The sequence below is a fragment of the Brevundimonas sp. genome, assembly GCF_046299535.1.
Taxonomy (GTDB): Bacteria; Pseudomonadota; Alphaproteobacteria; order Caulobacterales; family Caulobacteraceae; genus Brevundimonas.
This window is the reverse complement of record NZ_JBKBIB010000001.1, coordinates 1-15,418: the sequence shown is the minus strand read 5'-3', so window position 1 is coordinate 15,418 and position 15,418 is coordinate 1. Positions and strand designations below refer to the sequence as shown.

18 protein-coding genes, 1 pseudogene and 1 riboswitch are annotated in these 15,418 nt (G+C 66.7%); of the genes and pseudogenes, 11 read left to right on the top strand and 8 right to left on the bottom strand.

The window, feature by feature from the left end:
* Positions 1 to 792: a hypothetical protein gene (locus tag ACK4FB_RS00095; RefSeq protein ID WP_409746422.1), complete on the bottom strand. Its 792-nt coding sequence runs from the start codon at positions 790 to 792 to the stop codon at positions 1 to 3.
* A 119-nt stretch (positions 793 to 911) separates the two neighbouring features.
* Between ACK4FB_RS00095 and ACK4FB_RS00090 the strand changes: the two genes are divergently transcribed.
* On the top strand, positions 912 to 1,430 hold the full coding sequence (locus ACK4FB_RS00090; protein WP_409746420.1) for a hypothetical protein: 519 nt from the start codon (positions 912 to 914) through the stop codon (positions 1,428 to 1,430).
* Positions 1,431 to 1,680: 250 nt separating this feature from the next.
* Complete coding sequence (locus ACK4FB_RS00085; protein ID WP_409746418.1) at positions 1,681 to 2,664, top strand: aspartyl/asparaginyl beta-hydroxylase domain-containing protein; 984 nt, start codon at positions 1,681 to 1,683, stop codon at positions 2,662 to 2,664.
* Between the two features lie 182 nt (positions 2,665 to 2,846).
* Here the strand turns inward: ACK4FB_RS00085 and arfB are convergent, their stop codons facing one another.
* On the bottom strand, positions 2,847 to 3,257 hold the full coding sequence (arfB, locus tag ACK4FB_RS00080) for an alternative ribosome rescue aminoacyl-tRNA hydrolase ArfB (RefSeq protein WP_409746416.1): 411 nt from the start codon (positions 3,255 to 3,257) through the stop codon (positions 2,847 to 2,849).
* 237 nt (positions 3,258 to 3,494) lie between these two features.
* Here arfB and ahcY point away from each other — a divergent pair, with 237 nt between their 5' ends.
* Positions 3,495 to 4,886, top strand: coding sequence for an adenosylhomocysteinase (ahcY, locus tag ACK4FB_RS00075; protein ID WP_409746414.1), 1,392 nt, complete (start codon positions 3,495 to 3,497; stop codon positions 4,884 to 4,886).
* A gap of 73 nt (positions 4,887 to 4,959) precedes the next feature.
* On the opposite strand, the gene ACK4FB_RS00070 is transcribed toward ahcY, so the two are convergent.
* Both ACK4FB_RS00070 and ACK4FB_RS00065 read right to left on the bottom strand, forming a co-directional pair.
* Positions 4,960 to 5,406 (bottom strand): OmpA family protein, encoded by a 447-nt coding sequence (locus ACK4FB_RS00070; RefSeq protein WP_409746412.1) that lies wholly within the window; start codon positions 5,404 to 5,406, stop codon positions 4,960 to 4,962.
* A gap of 104 nt (positions 5,407 to 5,510) precedes the next feature.
* Positions 5,511 to 5,837, bottom strand: coding sequence for a YMGG-like glycine zipper-containing protein (locus tag ACK4FB_RS00065; RefSeq protein WP_409746410.1), 327 nt, complete (start codon positions 5,835 to 5,837; stop codon positions 5,511 to 5,513).
* 175 nt (positions 5,838 to 6,012) lie between these two features.
* Here ACK4FB_RS00065 and ACK4FB_RS00060 point away from each other — a divergent pair, with 175 nt between their 5' ends.
* The 3 genes from ACK4FB_RS00060 (at position 6,013) to ACK4FB_RS00050 (ending at position 8,225) form a co-directional block, all read left to right on the top strand.
* The gene (locus ACK4FB_RS00060; protein WP_409746408.1) at positions 6,013 to 6,363 is read left to right on the top strand and encodes a hypothetical protein; all 351 of its coding nucleotides are present in this window, start codon (positions 6,013 to 6,015) and stop codon (positions 6,361 to 6,363) included.
* A 73-nt stretch (positions 6,364 to 6,436) separates the two neighbouring features.
* Positions 6,437 to 7,399: a diacylglycerol/lipid kinase family protein gene (locus tag ACK4FB_RS00055; protein WP_409746406.1), complete on the top strand. Its 963-nt coding sequence runs from the start codon at positions 6,437 to 6,439 to the stop codon at positions 7,397 to 7,399.
* A 28-nt stretch (positions 7,400 to 7,427) separates the two neighbouring features.
* A complete protein-coding gene (locus tag ACK4FB_RS00050) occupies positions 7,428 to 8,225 on the top strand; it encodes a metallophosphoesterase family protein (RefSeq protein ID WP_409746404.1) in 798 nt (265 codons plus the stop codon).
* Positions 8,226 to 8,286: 61 nt separating this feature from the next.
* On the opposite strand, the gene ACK4FB_RS00045 is transcribed toward ACK4FB_RS00050, so the two are convergent.
* From ACK4FB_RS00045 to ACK4FB_RS00035, 3 genes are all read right to left on the bottom strand, one after another.
* On the bottom strand, positions 8,287 to 8,463 hold the full coding sequence (locus ACK4FB_RS00045) for a DUF1328 domain-containing protein (protein WP_045318738.1): 177 nt from the start codon (positions 8,461 to 8,463) through the stop codon (positions 8,287 to 8,289).
* Between the two features lie 90 nt (positions 8,464 to 8,553).
* On the bottom strand, positions 8,554 to 8,949 hold the full coding sequence (locus ACK4FB_RS00040; RefSeq protein ID WP_409746402.1) for a hypothetical protein: 396 nt from the start codon (positions 8,947 to 8,949) through the stop codon (positions 8,554 to 8,556).
* Positions 8,949 to 9,293, bottom strand: a complete 345-nt coding sequence (locus ACK4FB_RS00035) for a glycine zipper domain-containing protein (RefSeq protein ID WP_409746400.1) — start codon at positions 9,291 to 9,293, stop codon at positions 8,949 to 8,951. Before ACK4FB_RS00035 ends, ACK4FB_RS00040 begins: the two co-directional genes overlap by 1 nt.
* A gap of 112 nt (positions 9,294 to 9,405) precedes the next feature.
* On the opposite strand from ACK4FB_RS00035, the gene ACK4FB_RS00030 reads away from it, so the two are divergent.
* Genes ACK4FB_RS00030 through ACK4FB_RS00020 form a run of 3 tightly spaced genes read left to right on the top strand, consistent with a single transcriptional unit; the run spans position 9,406 to position 11,708 of the window.
* A complete protein-coding gene (locus tag ACK4FB_RS00030; protein ID WP_409746398.1) occupies positions 9,406 to 10,083 on the top strand; it encodes a fumarylacetoacetate hydrolase family protein in 678 nt (225 codons plus the stop codon).
* An 11-nt stretch (positions 10,084 to 10,094) separates the two neighbouring features.
* Positions 10,095 to 10,733, top strand: a complete 639-nt coding sequence (maiA, locus tag ACK4FB_RS00025; RefSeq protein ID WP_409746396.1) for a maleylacetoacetate isomerase — start codon at positions 10,095 to 10,097, stop codon at positions 10,731 to 10,733.
* 60 nt (positions 10,734 to 10,793) lie between these two features.
* Positions 10,794 to 11,708 (top strand): aldo/keto reductase, encoded by a 915-nt coding sequence (locus ACK4FB_RS00020; protein WP_409746394.1) that lies wholly within the window; start codon positions 10,794 to 10,796, stop codon positions 11,706 to 11,708.
* On the opposite strand, the gene ACK4FB_RS00015 is transcribed toward ACK4FB_RS00020, so the two are convergent.
* On the bottom strand, positions 11,692 to 13,524 hold the full coding sequence (locus ACK4FB_RS00015) for a TonB-dependent receptor plug domain-containing protein (protein WP_409746392.1): 1,833 nt from the start codon (positions 13,522 to 13,524) through the stop codon (positions 11,692 to 11,694). The two genes, ACK4FB_RS00020 and ACK4FB_RS00015, sit on opposite strands and share 17 nt — an antisense overlap.
* Before the next feature lie 169 nt (positions 13,525 to 13,693).
* Positions 13,694 to 13,837: riboswitch (cobalamin riboswitch) on the bottom strand.
* Positions 13,838 to 13,907: 70 nt separating this feature from the next.
* Between ACK4FB_RS00015 and ACK4FB_RS00010 the strand changes: the two genes are divergently transcribed.
* Positions 13,908 to 14,924, top strand: a complete 1,017-nt coding sequence (locus tag ACK4FB_RS00010; protein WP_409746390.1) for a cupin-like domain-containing protein — start codon at positions 13,908 to 13,910, stop codon at positions 14,922 to 14,924.
* Between the two features lie 90 nt (positions 14,925 to 15,014).
* Positions 15,015 to 15,418: pseudogene (locus tag ACK4FB_RS00005) on the top strand (DNA mismatch repair protein MutS); the annotation flags it as partial.

Genomic DNA, 15,418 nt, shown 5'->3' with positions numbered 1-15,418 from the left:
TCAGAATGGAATGTCGTCGTTCAAGTCGTAGCTCTCGGGCGGATTTCTGAAGCGGGTCGGCTTCGCTTCGTCGTAGGTCGGGCCAGTGATCGCCTTTTGGTCCGGAGCTGGCAGAAGCGCGGCCTTTAGTTCGTTTTCAACTGCTTTCGCCTCTCCGAGCGCTTGGATGACGTTTGTAGTCAGCTTCGCGACGACATCGCTGGAGGCCCAGAGGCCCCCTGGCACCGCCAATATTTCCATCGCCAACAGGGTCACCCGCAGAATATTTATCCGCTTGCCCCCATCCAGTTCATCCTCGAACTCTTTGAGCTTCTTGTGGAGGGCCGACTTCTTGGCATCGCTAATATTGGCCGCATCCACGGCCTCTCGGAGGCGGGAAACATATGTCCGAACGTTCTGGGCCGGCTTCCCTTCTAACTTGACGCTCAATTGGCGATTTCGCAGAGCGGAACGGGCAGTGTGTTGGGCAAGGAAGTGGTTGAGGTCTGACGTGAAGCGACGAAAATAGTCGTTGTCGAAGTCTCCCGGTGCCGGGAGATGATAGTCTTCGAATGCCGACACCTCGAGCCCCTTAGCCACGCCGATCAGGCTCGACATGAATCCGTACTGGGCGTCTTGAAGGGCTGTGTAGTCGGGTCGATCGCTGTCGAATTCTTCTGCGACGCGACGTAGCTCACGGAACCGGCCATCCGCGCGACCTAGTGCCAAGTTCAAAATCATCGAGAAGGCTGCGTCAGGTTCTTCCGGGATTGTCTCCCAAACAGCTTCTTCGATTAGGTCATGGATGTTCATATGCTGATGATGGCGCCAAGCTCTGTTGGGGTCGAGAGCGATGCACGGATCTCAGTTCGCCCCCAAGATCCGTTTCAACTGGTTTTTCACTTCGTGCAGACCTGAGGCTCCGAGAGGCTATGGACCATCAAATGTTGGCGGCGACTCAGCAAGCGGCCATAGCCGCCCAATCGGCCGCCGATGCCGCTTGGTGGGCATTGGTAGTGAATGGCTCTGTCGTTCTCGTTGCGATTGGCACGACGTTTTTCCAAGAGTGGCGGGTACAGCGTCGAATAGAGCTTGGAGAGAGGGCCCTTCATCAAGGGGCTGTCGATACAGTTAGGCAGGGCTGGATCGCGGTAGATGAAGCAAGTCTGACGTTTCGCGCCGCCGGATTAGTCGATGTGCCGCGCTTGCAGAGACGGCTGGAGCAGGTGCGACGCGCTCGTCGACTCCTCGCACTGTTCACGGCGCGAGAGGTTGATCCCAAAATTCTTATCGGCTTATTGGCGATGGACGACCAACTAGCCGTGGCTGAAAATGTTCTAGCCCATGCGGCTAACCGTCAAGGCGCTGCGGCCCGCGAAAACGCCGAATACAACGGTGAGCTTAACGAGGCGGCGTCCGCGGCCGAACGGATATTCATCAGTCTTGTTTGATGAGTAGTTGAAACCGCTCCTCAACCTAAATGCTCGGCCGTGCCCGCCAACCTCGGCTGAAGCCGCCGTTCCTTTGGAGTCTTGGCCCGCACTGTGCGGATGCCTTTTACGGCCGCCAAGCGGCCCTTTTCGATCAGGGCGTTCAGCCGCTCCGCCGCCTCGTCGCGTTGCCCCGCCCCCACCCCCTCACATCCCGCTTGGATAATCCCGTTCTTGGCCGTAAGACTCCGGCCGGGTCGGGGGACAATCCATGAGCTTCAGTGTCGTCGCGCTGTCTGCGCTCGTGCTGTATTCGCTGTGTTCGGTGGCTTACGTCTATCGCTGGCGCGGCCGCACCCGCTGGGCCGGGCCGACCCAGTATCTGCGCAAGTCCTGGCCCATCTTCGCGCCCCTGAACTGCATCCTGTACATGACCACCCGCCCCTGGGCGCGCGGCCCCGTGACCGCGGCGGCGCGGATGCCCAACCTGGCCCTGCTGCGGGACAACTGGCAGGTGATCCGCGACGAGGCCCTGGCCCTGCAGGCCGGCGGCGCCTTCGAGGCGGCCAAGGCCGAGGGCTCGGCGGGCTCCTACGACCTGGGCTTCCGCACCTTCTTCAAGCGGGGCTGGAGCAAATTCTATCTCACCTGGTACGGGACCACCCACCGCTCGGCCCGGCGCACCTGTCCGCGCACCGTGGCCCTGCTGAACCAGATCCCCGAGGTGAAGGGCGCCATGTTCACCATCCTGCCCGCCGGGTCTGAACTGACCCTGCACGCCGACCCGCTGGCCTGTTCGCTGCGCTATCATCTGGGATTGCAGACGCCCAACGCGGACGCGTGCCTGATCGAGGTGGACGGGACGCCCGTGTCGTGGCGCGACGGCCAGGACTTCATCTTCGACGAGACCTATCCCCATCAGGCCCGCAACGACACGGGCGACAGCCGCCTGATCCTCATGTGCGACGTGGCCCGGCCCCTCAATGTCTTCGGCCGGGTGTTCAACGCCGGCTACCGCCGTCTGGCCGCCGGAACCCTGGTGCCCAATACGGCGGAGGACCAGCGCGGTTTCGTCAGCGCCCTGTTCGCCTCCCTGGCCCCCATCAGCGCCCGGATCCGGGCCCTGAAACAGACCGACGTCCGCCGCTACAAACTGATCAAGCACACGGTCAACGCCACCCTGCTGCTCGTGGTCATGGCCGGGGCCTACGGCCTGTTCGAGCTGGCCGAGGTCGCCGTCGACGCCCTGATCTGAGCGCACGGCGCGGGACCCCAAAAAATCCGTCATCCTCGGGCTTGTCCCGAGGACCCATTGCGGCCTCAGGCACAGCTTGCGGTCCGTTTCACCGATCAGTGACGACCTGCTGACGTTCGCGGCGCCGCCCCCATGGGCCCTCGGGACAAGCCCGAGGGTGACGGGGTGTGGGAGGCCGCGCCTCAGTCGGACAGGCCCGGCCGTCCCCGCGCCGCCTTGATCTTCGACCGCCCCGCCTTGGCCTGAAGCCGCCGTTCCTTGGACCCCTTGGTGGGCTTGGTGCGGATGCGCTTGATCGGCGCCACCCGGGCCTTTTCGATCAGGGCGTTGAGCCGCTCCACCGCGTCGTCGCGGTTGCGCTCCTGGGTGCGGAAGCGCGTGGCCGTGATCTGGATCACGCCCTCATTGGTCAGGCGCGAGCCCGCCGCCTTCATCAGCCGCGTGCGCACCGCCTCGTCCAGCGACGGCGAGTTGGCCGCGTCGAAGCGCATATGCACGGCGGTGGACACCTTGTTGACGTTCTGCCCGCCCGGCCCGCCCGCGCGGAAATAGCGGAACTCCAGCTCGTCCTCGGGCACGAGGGGTTCGGTCATGTCATCCTCCACCGCTCACCCCGGCGAATGCCGGGGCCCCGATCATAAGGCGCTGACGACAGGGTCAGCGAGCCCGCGCCATCGCCCCCGCCGGCGCCCGCCATCTGGACCCCGGCATTCGCCGGGGCGAGCGGACAAGAGAGATAAACATATAAAGACATCCTTATATGTTTGTTGCCCCGGACGGTCTGGACCGCTATAGCGCGGCCTACACTTCAAGACACGTCAGGAACGAACATGGTCGACTACATCGTCCGCGATATCTCCCTCGCCGACTGGGGCAACAAGGAGATCGAGATCGCCGAAACCGAAATGCCGGGTCTGATGGCCCTGCGTGACGAGTACGGCAAGGCCCAGCCCCTCAAGGGCGCGCGCATCGCCGGCTCGCTGCACATGACGATCCAGACCGCTGTGCTGATCCAGACGCTGGAAGCCCTGGGCGCCGACGTGCGCTGGGCCTCGTGCAACATCTATTCGACCCAGGACCACGCCGCCGCCGCCATCGCCGCGTCCGGCACCCCGGTGTTCGCCACCAAGGGCGAGACCCTGGAAGAGTACTGGGACTACGCCCACAAGATCTTCGAATGGTCCGACGGCGGCTACCCCAACCTGATCCTGGACGACGGCGGCGACGCCACCCTGCTGACCGTGCTGGGCCCCAAGGCCGAGAAGGACGCCTCGGTTCTGGACAACCCCCAGAACGAGGAAGAGGAAGCCCTGTTCGGCGTCATGAAGCGGTACCTGAAGGAGAAGCCCGGCTTCTATTCGGCCATCCGCGACGCCATCAAGGGCGTGTCCGAGGAAACCACCACCGGCGTTCACCGCCTGTACGAGCTGGCCAAGAAGGGCGAGCTTCCCTACCCGGCCATCAACGTCAACGACAGCGTCACCAAGTCCAAGTTCGACAACCTGTACGGCTGTCGCGAGTCGCTGGTGGACGCCATCCGCCGCGGCACCGACGTGATGCTGTCGGGCAAGGTGGCCGTGGTCTGCGGCTACGGCGACGTGGGCAAGGGCTCGGCCGCCTCGCTGCGCCAGGGCGGCGCCCGGGTCATCGTCACCGAGATCGACCCCATCTGCGCCCTGCAGGCGGCCATGGAAGGCTATGACGTCCAGACCCTGGACGACGTGTGCGACAAGGCCGACATCTTCGTCACCGCCACGGGCAACAAGGACGTGATCACCGTCGATCACATGCGCCGGATGCGTCACAACGCCATCGTCTGCAACATCGGCCACTTCGATTCCGAGATTCAGGTCGCGGGCCTGAAGAACATGAAGTGGGACGAGATCAAGCCGCAGGTGGATCACATCGAGTTCCCCGGCGGCAACAAGATCATCCTGCTGTCCAAGGGCCGTCTGGTGAACCTGGGCAACGCCACGGGCCACCCGTCCTTCGTCATGTCGGCGTCCTTCACCAACCAGACCCTGGCCCAGATCGAGCTGCACACCAATCTGTCGGCCTACGAGAACCAGGTCTACGTCCTGCCCAAGCATCTGGACGAGAAGGTCGCGGCCCTGCACCTGGACAAGCTGGGCGCCAAGCTGACCGTTCTGAACAAGGAGCAGTCCGAGTACATCGGCGTGCCCGCGAACGGCCCGTTCAAGCCGGACCACTACCGCTACTGATCGATGCGATAGATTTTGCAAAAGGCCCGCCTCAGAAAAGGGGCGGGCCTTTTTTCTATGGGGCCGGGCCGGCCTATTGCGGCCGGGCGTGGACCACGATCACCGTGCGCCGGCGCAGGGGCTCGGCCAGGCCGCTGTCGGTGACGGCGCCCGTGTCGCCCGCCGCCGACAGGGTGAACTGCGGCGTCGGCCAGCCGGCGTCCGTCAGCGCCTGGGCCACCGCCCGCGCCCGCTGTTCAGACAGGGCCTGGTTGCTGGCGGAATCGCCCGTGGCGCTGGCCAGGCCGATGACCTCCACCCCGTCGACCCGGCAGCCCTGCAGCCGTTCGCCCGTCATGGTGATCAGCTCCCGCGCCGGCTCCGCGATGGTCGCCTGGCCCTCGTTGAAATAGATGTCCAGCCGCTGCTCGGCGCAGCCGGCCGTGTCCGCGATCAGCTCTGACCGGTCCCACAGCCCGTTCGCGCCGCAGCCCGACACCGCCATGGCCGCCAGCGCGGCCGTCGCAACCTTGAAACGCATTGTCTGTCCCCTCCCAATCCTGCGGCCGGCCATTCCGGCGCACGAAAAAGGGCGGCCCGCGTCGGGACCGCCCTTCATCCGTCTCACCCGAAGGGTTGAAACGCCTACCAGCGGACGCGCGTGCCATCTTCCCAATAGCACTCGGTCTGCCGATTGTCGTAGCAGTAGTAGTACTGGCCGTTGGCGGCGCGATAGCGTTGCTGGTTGGTGCGGTCCTGGGACGAACCCCGGATAGCGCCGACAGCGCCGCCGATGGCGGCCCCGGCCACGGTGGCTTCCGTGTTGCCGCCGAGAACCTGTCCGGCGGCGGCGCCGATAGCGGCGCCGATGGCGCCTTGGCGAACGGTCTGATTGGTGTTGCCGTACGGGTCGCTGGCGCAGGCGCTGGCCAGCAGTCCGGCGCCGGCGATGGCGATCATGATCTTTTTCATTGGATGTCCCTTCGGTCCGAGTAAGTCGCCCCCGAGGCGAGAACGCTGGATTACGGCTGCGGTTCCGCGACTATGATTGTGGTTAAGGTTGCGTTAAACATTTCAGAGGGGCCGTGCGGGGCGGTCCGGGATGTTCTGCGGCGCGGAGACGCGGCGTTTTGAATAGGGGGCTTTCATGCGTTTCTCAGAACCTGTCCGTATGGCCGATGACGACGTCGGGCCCGTGTGGGCCCGCAGCAAGCGTCGCCGGGGCGGTCCGCCGATCGTAGGCTTTATCGTCACCCTGCTGGCGCTCTTCGGCGCACTGACGGCGGTTCTGGGCATCAAGGAGCGGTCGGTGGGCGAGGGGGGCGCGATCATCGACGGCTGGATCTCGACCGGCTGGCAAAAGGCCAGGGAGATCACCGGCCAGGCCGGCGAGGCGACTGATCAGGCCGTGTCCGAAACCGCCGACGCCGTTGACCGCGCCGGCGCAGCTCTTGGCGAAGGCGCGGGGAACGCCGCCCCGGAACTTCAATCCGAATAGCTCGTCTCCGGGTGAGATACGGCCGCTTGCGGTCAGGCCTGGAACGCGGCGGCGCCTCGAACGTTCGGCCCGGATGACAGACACTCTGGGCGCGCCGCCCGAAAAACACCTGCCGGGCGACTCCGGGGCGTCCGAGGCGCGCCGTCCCATGACCTGCCATGCGCCGATCACGCGCGTGGTGGTTCTGGTCAATCCCATGTCGGGCGGCGTCGGCGCCAATGCCGCAGCCGAGGCCGGGGAATTGCTGGCCGGTTTCGCCTGTGAGGCCGAAGTCATCCTCCTGGAGGGTGACGACATGGCCGCGACCATCGACCAGGCGTTGGCCAGCGGCGCGGATCTGGTTGTGGTGCTGGCCGGGGACGGTACAGCCCGCGCTGTGGCCTCGCGCGCCGGCCCGGACGGGCCCTTGGTGGCGCCGTTGCCTGGCGGAACGATGAACATGCTGCCCAAGGCCCTCTACGGCACGACCGACTGGAAGAAGGCCCTCACCGTTATCCTTGAGGACGGCGAGCCCCAGTACGTGTCTGGAGGGGAGGTTGACGGCCACGCCTTCTACTGCGCGGCCATCCTGGGCGCGCCGGCCCTGTGGGCGCCGGCCCGCGAAGCCTTGCGAGGTGGAAAGCTGAAACTGGCAATTGCTCATGCCCGCCGTGCGTGGCGCCGCGCATTCTCTGGCCGTATACGCTTTGATCTGGATGGAGGCCCTCGCCAGCGGGCCGAGGCTCTGGTGCTGATCAGTCCCATGATTTCGCGCGCGCTTGAGGAGCCGGTGGGGCTTGAGGCGGCGGCGATGAATCCTCACGACGCATCGGACGCTTTCCGGCTGGCGGCTCACGCGCTGTTTGACGACTGGCGTCACGACCCGGCCGTGACCACCAGGCCGGCCCGCCGGATACGCGTGTCAGCCCGCTCACGGGTGCCGGCGGTTCTGGACGGCGAGCCCCTTTTGCTACCGGCCGAGAGCACGGTGCGGTTTCTGCCCAAGGCGTTCAGGGCCCTGGCTCCACGTCCGGCCGCCGCCGAGGATTCAGTTTGATGACGCGACGCATGGCGACCCGCGCCTGATGGGCCGTGTCCTTCAATTTTCTGATGTTCACTTCGGCCGTGAGCACGCGGATGCCGCTGCTGCGGCGGTGGATTATGCCAATGCCACGCCCAATGACCTGGTCCTGATCACCGGGGACATCACCCAGAACGGCTATACGGCGGAGTTTGAAGCGGCTGCGCGCTGGATAAAGGCCATGCCCGATCCCGTCTTCGTTACGGTCGGCAATCACGACGTGCCTTACTGGAATGTGCTGGACCGCCTGTTCTGGCCCTGGCGGCGGTTCGAACGGGCTACAGGTCACCCGGCCCATGATCATGAATTCCGGCGCGAGGGCCTCATGGTCCGCGGCGTGACCACCGCCCGCGGCTGGCAAGCTCGCCTCAATTGGTCCAAGGGCGTCATAGATCTGGACCAGACCCGCCGGGCCGCGGAGGCCTTGATGAACGCGCCGGCAGGTGCGTTGCGCATTCTCGCCTGCCACCACCCCCTGGTGGAAATGATCGGCACGCCCATGACCGGCGACGTGATCCGAGGTCGGGAGGCGGCGCGTCTGTTCACCCAGGCGGGTGTCGACCTGATCACCACGGGCCATACGCATCAGCCTTTCGCCCTGCCCTTGGAGGTGGGCGACTCATGTTCCTACGCCGTGGGCTGCGGAACCCTGTCCCACCGCGAAAGGGGCGCGCCGCCCAGCTTCAACCAGATCGACTGGACCTCCGATGAAATAGTGGTCACGGCCATGGCATGGGAAAGGGGCGGTTTCGTCTCGAATCGCAGCTGGACCCTTCCCCGCCGCCGCCATGCGACAGCATGAGGGACAACAAAAAACCGCGGGATCGAAATCCCGCGGTTTTGAGAATGGATTTGAGCCTGATCTAGACTCTCGGCCCTCGTCCTCGCAGTCCTCCCGCCACCAGGGCGATGACAAACAGGATGATGGCGATGACGGCGATGAACTTGGCGATCTCGAACGAGAAGTTCGCGATGCCGCCGAAACCCAGCACTGCGGCGATCAAGGCGATCACCAGGAAAATAATGGCCCAGCGAATCATGGGGCGCGCCTCCGAAGCGGTTGAAACCAACGGTCGCGACCTAGCGCCGGACCTGTGTTCTCAACGCTCCGGTGGGGTTACCGTTCCGCTTCAATAGCGTCGGCGACCGCGCGTCTTTTCCGTGAAAGCCGCCGCGACCATGGTGGCCAAGGCAGGGTTTCTAAGAAAGATCCAGCCTCCCGCCAAGGCGGCGACGGTGGCCAGCATCGGCCGACTGCGGAACAGGATAAACGCCCGCTCGCCAAGCCCCACGTCCTCTTCGTCGTCATCAGGCTGTCCGCCCCTGGCCTTGGTCAGGAACATCATGACGACCACAAGGGCGGCAACGGCCGCGACCGCAGCGGTGATGGCCGCCGCCGCTGCGGCGGGAACCACCATGAGCAGGACATAGAAGAGCGTCGCGCCCAGCGCCACGACGGCAACGAAAGCAAAGGCGGCGGCAATCGCCGCCGCCACCAGCCTATCGACCAGCCCCTTGCCCGGCATCAGCGACGACGGCCAGCCAGCAGGAGCCCCAGAACGACGCCGACGCCCAGCGCGATCGCGGTGGACTGCATGGGCCGCTCCTGAACACGCTCGACAAGGGCCCGTTGCGCCTCGTCGAACCGCTCGGTCGCCTCGTCATAATATTCACGTCCGCGGACACGCGCCTGGTCATAGTAGTCGCGGGCGCGCTCACGCACCTCGTCGGACTTGGCGCGCACACGGGCTTCTGTTTCGGCGGCGATCTCACGCAGGCGGGCGCTTTCCTCGCGCGCGCCGACCTTCAGGTCCTCCTTGAGGGTCTTCAGGTCGTTCTTGATGTCTTCCCGGGCCTTGGTGGTGGCCATGATGCGCTCTCCGGCTAGCTTGGCGGTAAAATGAGAATAGGTACCCCGTCATGGCAACGCCAGAGGGGATGAGGGGTTCCGTGACAGGATCGGGCGACGTAAGGACGCAGCCATGACCTGGCTGTTCAATCCCCCCGCCCCCGTCGCCCTGTCGATCATCGGCAGGCAGGCCCTGTTCCCTGTCCGCCGCATCCTTTGCGTGGGGCAAAACTACGCCGCCCATGCCCGAGAGATGGGCGCCGACCCCACGCGCGAGGCGCCGTTCTTCTTCGCCAAGCCGTGCGACGCCCTGACAACGGAGGCCGAGGTTCCCTTCCCGTCCGCGACGGAAAATCTGCACCATGAGGTGGAACTGGTCTGCGCCATCGGCGGCGAGGGGGCGGATCTTTCGCCCGCAGCCGCAGGGAATCTCATCATCGGTTGGGCCGTGGGCGTGGACCTGACCCGACGCGACATTCAGGCCGAGGCCAAGTCCCGGGGACGGCCCTGGGACGCGTCCAAGGGCTTCGACCATTCCGCGCCCTGCGGCCCGCTGACCCTCGGCGCCTTGCCGAACCCCGGCGGGGCCATCGCCCTGGCTGTCAATGGAGAGATGCGTCAGTCCGCTCGACTGGATCAGATGATCTGGAGCCCCGCCGAGGTCGTGGCCCAGGCCTCTCGCCTGTGGCGGCTGATGCCCGGCGACCTGATCTTCACCGGCACGCCCGAGGGCGTCGGTCCCGTCGTGCGTGGCGACCGGATCGAGGCGGCCATCGCCGGGCTGGCGCCCCTGACCTTCACACTGACCTGAAAGGAGAGGTCATGATCCTGCACGGCTACTGGCGGTCCGGCACATCCTACCGCACCCGCATCGCCCTGAACCTCAAGGGGCTGGCCTATGATCAGGCGGGCGTGGATCTTCGCCTCGGCGTCCAGAAGAGTGACGCCTATATTTCGATGAATCCTCAGGGGCTGGTCCCTGCGCTGGAGACGGATGGGTCTGTGTTGACCCAGAGCCCGGCGATCCTCGAATGGCTGGAGGAGGTGCATCCCGAACCACCCCTGTTGCCCGGGGACGCCGTGGCGCGCGCGCAGGTCCGGGCCATGGCCGCCCTGGTCGCCTGCGACATCCACCCCCTGAACAATCTTCGGGTGCTCAAGGCCCTGCGCGAGAGTTTCGGGGCTGATCAGGCCGCCACGGACGCATGGGCCGCGCGCTGGATCACCGCAGGCTTCGAAGCGCTGGAGGCCCTGATCCTCCGGCACGGCGACGGCTGGTGCTTCGGCCATGCGCCGACCCTGGCCGACTGCTGCCTGATCCCCCAGGTCTATTCCGCCCGCCGGTTCAACACGCCGCTGGACGCCTTCCCCCGCATTCTGGCCATTGAGCAGAAGGCGGCGCAGCATCCCGCTTTCATGGCCGCCCATCCAGACCGCCAACCCGACGCTGACGTCTCGTAAACCCTGTCTGGTAAGGCTTTGTAAAACTTCCGATCAGCGCTCCTTAAGCTTTGTGGGCGCATGGTCCACGTCGTGACTTTTCAGGCTGAAACTCGGACCGGCGCCGGACCGGCGTCCAGGCTCGCCATCAATGTGATGGCGCCGCCTGCGCATGCGCAGGGCCTGGCCTCTCGCGAAGAAATGGTGCGGGCCATGTTGCGCACTGCGGCCGACGGCGGCGTCGGCGTTGTGGCCACCCGTCCCTTCAGCGACATGGAGCGTCTGCTGGGCCAGTGCTGGCCTTTTCCCAGTCCGTTCCGGGTGACTGTGCGCACTGTATCGGCGGCGGAAGGGCTGGACCGGGTTGAGGCCCGCGCCCGTCGCTCGCTGGAGCGCATGGGCCTGCCGCGCGGCGAGGCGATCATGGTGTCGTCCGCCACGGACCTGGCCGGCGCCGAAGGCCGCGCCCTCTGGGACCGGTTGGAGCGTCTCAGGGACATGGGCCTGTTTCGCCGCATCGGCGTCTGCGCCCGGGTCGAGGATGGCCCCGAGTTGCTGGCGCGCCGCTTCCGCCCCGACCTCGTGGAACTGCCGTGCAATCTGCTGGATCAGCGGGCGGCCGTGTCTGGCCTGATCGAGGGACTGGCCGGCCATGGGATTTCGGTGCAACTGCGCTCGATTTTCGCCGGGGGGGTGCTGTTCGCCCCGCGCGAGGATCTGCCCGCTCACCTGGTGCGCGCGGGCTCCGGGGTGTCGCGCGCGAGACGCAGCCTGGCCGAGAGCCGCGCGGATCCCATGCAGGCGGCCCTGGCCTATGGCATGATGTTGCCGGGGGTCGAAACCGTATCCGTGGGCGTGCCGTCCGCCGCCGAACTGCGCGCCGTCCTGGCCGCCGCCCATGCCCCGGCGCCGGATCTGGACTGGGCGGCCCTGGCCCTGAATGACCCGGCGACGCTGGGCGCCGCCGGGTCTTCCGCGGTCAGTAGCGCAGCCTGATCCCCACATAGCCGCTGCGGCCGGGTTCGCCGTAGCCGCGCACCTGCTGATAGTGCGTGTCGGCGAGGTTCTCGATCCGCGCCGTCAGGCTGATGCGGTCGCTCAGCGCAAAGGCGCCGTTCAGGTTTGCGGTGACGAAGCTGTCGCGCACCCCGCCGGAATCCTCCTGATCGCCTTCACCCCGCACGGTCAGGGCGCCCGACAGGCGCTCGCCCGCCCAGCCCAGCGTCACTGAACCGGAATGCTCCGGCACGCGCAGCAGCCGCGAGCCGTCCGTCACGTCCACGGCGTCGGTCCAGGCGTAGGCCACAGCCAGATCAAACCCGGCAGGCAGGACCGCGCGGCCCTCGACCTCCACGCCGTCGGTGCGGGTCTCGTCCACATTGGCGTAGAAGCTGTTGCCGCCGGGCGCGTTGAACCAGACGATCTGGTCCTCGATCTCCAGGCGATAGACGGTGATGCGACCCTCGATCCGCCGGTCAGCCGAACGCCAGCCCAGCGCCGCTTCATAGCCGTCGGCGTGCTCGGGGCGCAGGTCCGGGTAGGGGATGGACGACCAGCAGTAGTCGCACACCGCCTGGCTGATGGTCGGCGCCTTGAAACCCGTGCCCCAGGCCCCGGACAGGATGAAGCCCCCGCCCAACTCATAGGCCGCCGCCAGACGTCCCGTGGTGGCGTCGCCGAAGTCATCGGTGTCATCGTGGCGCATGCCGCCGGTCACGCTGAACCGGTGCGACAGGTCGATTCGGGCCGTGGCGAACACAGAGCTCGTGGACAGATCCTCAGCGACCCCGCTGGACAGGGCGCCGCTGCTCTCCTCATGCTCGACCCCCAAGGCGTAGGTGACCCGGCCCTGGGCCGAATCGCCGGACGCCTGCCAGCGATAGACCTGGCGCTCCGCCTCGAACACCGACGGAAAGGCGCTGAACGTGCGGCGCGTCAGGTCCGAGGCCGAAACGCTGAACTGGTGTTCCAGCCCTGCGGCCTCCACCGTCAGGCGCGCGAAGCCGGACAGCTGCTCGCGCGAGATGCTGTCGTCGGTGTCGGCCAGGACGTAGGTCGGGGCGGGGAAGCCGTCGACGTCGGCGTCGGTCTCGTTGTAACGGACGCGGCCCTCCAGGGTCACGGCCGGGCTGAAGCTGTAGCGGGCGTTGGCGCCCAGGGTGGTGATGGTCGCCCCGTCCGCCTCGGTGTTGCCGTCCGCCTCATCGGCCGCGGAAATGCCGCTGGTGTCGAAGTGGGAGACGAAGGCGCCCAGGGCGTAACGGTCATTGGCCACGCCGCCCGCCAGGCGGGCCCGGATGGTGTCGAAAGACCCCGCCTCCGCCTCGGCGCGCACGCCGTCCAGTTCGCGGGTGGTGAAGGCAATCACCCCGCCGATGGCCGATGATCCCCACAGGGAGGACTGCGGTCCGGACAGAACCTCGATGCGCTCAACATCGCCCAGGTCGAAGCCTGTGAAGTCGAAGGCGCCGTCGATGTCGGCCACGTCATTGACCACCGCGCCGTCCACCAGAACCAGCGTCTTGCCGGGGTGCGCGCCCCGGATGCGCACATTGGCCGGCCCGCTGAAGGCTCCCGAACGGGTGACGCTCAGCCCGGGCACGTCGGCCAGGATGTCGGCGGCGAACACGGCGCCCTGCCGGGCGATGGCGTCCTCGTCGATAACGCGGGCGCCGGGCGTGTGGGCGACGATGGCGGGGATGCGGGTGGCGGTGATGATGACCTCGTCCACATCCGTAGCGTCGTCTGCGGATGCAGGCAGGGCGAAGAGGGCCGCGGATGCGGCCGAACACAGGATAAGGGAACGCCTCATGGGGCGATGCTCCGTCTAAAAGCCCCTGCGCGGCGCGCGCGGCGGCGTTCAAAGCGACCAATCCGCCCCCTCGCACGGAAAGGGCGGCGCCGGATCGGGTCGCTTCGACGGACTTAAGTCCCCGCGCCTCTGTCTGGTCCCGGACAGCGGACGAGCGACGTCGGCGGCCAGGTCTCCTGGCTTGCGGATCATCAACCCTCGTCCTCGCCTTCCCGGATCGCTCCAGTGGCGCCCTGCCCGAAGGCAGGGAGCGGACGACGGTCTAACCGCCTACAGTTGCGGGCACAGCCGCGGTGTCTGACCGCGTTCCCTTAACCGCCTGCCGCGCTTGTGACAGGCGTCCCGACCTTGCGCAAGAACCGTCAGCAGCTAGGGTTCGGGTCATGTCCTCCCCAGTACCCGACCGCCATACGCGTGAGTTCCGAAACGTCACCGCCGAGACCTTTCGAACCGACATCCTTCCCGCCGCAAAGCCCGCGATCCTCCGCGGTCTTGTCGGCGACTGGCCCGCAGTTCAGGCCGGCCTGACGTCTCCAGAAGCGCTGACCGACCATATCCGCGGCTTCGACACTGGCGCGCCGGTGCGCTTCGCCGAAGCGCCGCCCGAGGTCGAGGGCCGCTTCTTCTACAACGACGGCATGACCGGGGTGAACTTCACCCAGCGCGAGTCGACGGTCGGGGCGGTTCTGGATCGGCTGCTGGCGCTCAGGGGGCAGGACGCCCCGCCCGCCGTGGCCATGCAGTCTGTCCCCGAGCCACAGGCCCTGCCCGGTTTCGCCCGCGCCAATCCTTCCCCCCTGCTGGGCGACGACGTTTTTCCGCGCTTGTGGATCGGCAATGCGGCCACGGTCCACACCCATCACGACATGAATGACAACATCGCCTGCGCCGTGGCGGGCCGCCGCCGATTCATCCTGTTTCCGCCCGACCAGACGCAAAACCTCTACATCGGCCCGTTCGAGCGCACTCCGGCCGGCCCGCCGGTCAGCATGGTGTCGGTGATCGAGCCCGATCTGGACCGCCACCCCCGTTTCGCCGCCGCCTGGGCCGCTGCTGAGGTCGCGGATCTGGAGCCCGGCGACGCCCTTTTCATTCCCTATATGTGGTGGCACCACGTCCAGTCGCTGGACCGGTTCAGCGTGCTGGTGAACTACTGGTGGAACGACGCGCAGATGCAGGCCGGGCCGCTGGAAGCCATGATCCATGCCATACTGGGAATCCGCGATCTTCCGCCCTCCCAGCGCGAGACATGGCGGGCCATGTTCGACGCCTTCGTGTTTGAGGCCGATGATCCGCCGGGGGGCCACCTGCCGGAGGACATGCGCGGCGTTCAGGGTCGCCTGTCGCCCACCGCAGCAGCCCGGGCGCGACAGATTCTGGCCCGGACGCTGGCCAACTGACCCCGTCCCGGGATTCGTCCACGATCCCGTGGCGGACAGAGCGTCGTCAGCCTTGAGCGCGCCCCCGCGATCCTTCACCCTGCGCGCTTCATGAACGCCCCCGTCAAACAGCCGACCGACGCCCGCCCGATCACGCCCGACCCGGGCGTGACCCCGGTCATGGCCCAGTTCCTGGACGCCAAGGCGCGGCACCCGGACTCCCTGCTGTTCTTCCGCATGGGCGATTTCTACGAACTGTTCTTCGAGGACGCGCAGAAGGCGGCGGCGGCGCTCGGCATCACCCTGACCAAGCGCGGCCTGCACAAGGGGGAGGACATCCCCATGGCGGGGGTGCCGTTCCACGCCGCCGAGGGCTACATCGCTCGCCTGATCCGCCAAGGGTTCAAGGTCGCCGTCTGCGAACAACTGGAGGACCCGGCCGAGGCCCGGAAGCGCGGCTCCAAGGCGGTGGTGCGTCGCGACGTGGTGCGGGTCATCACCCCGGGCACCCTGAC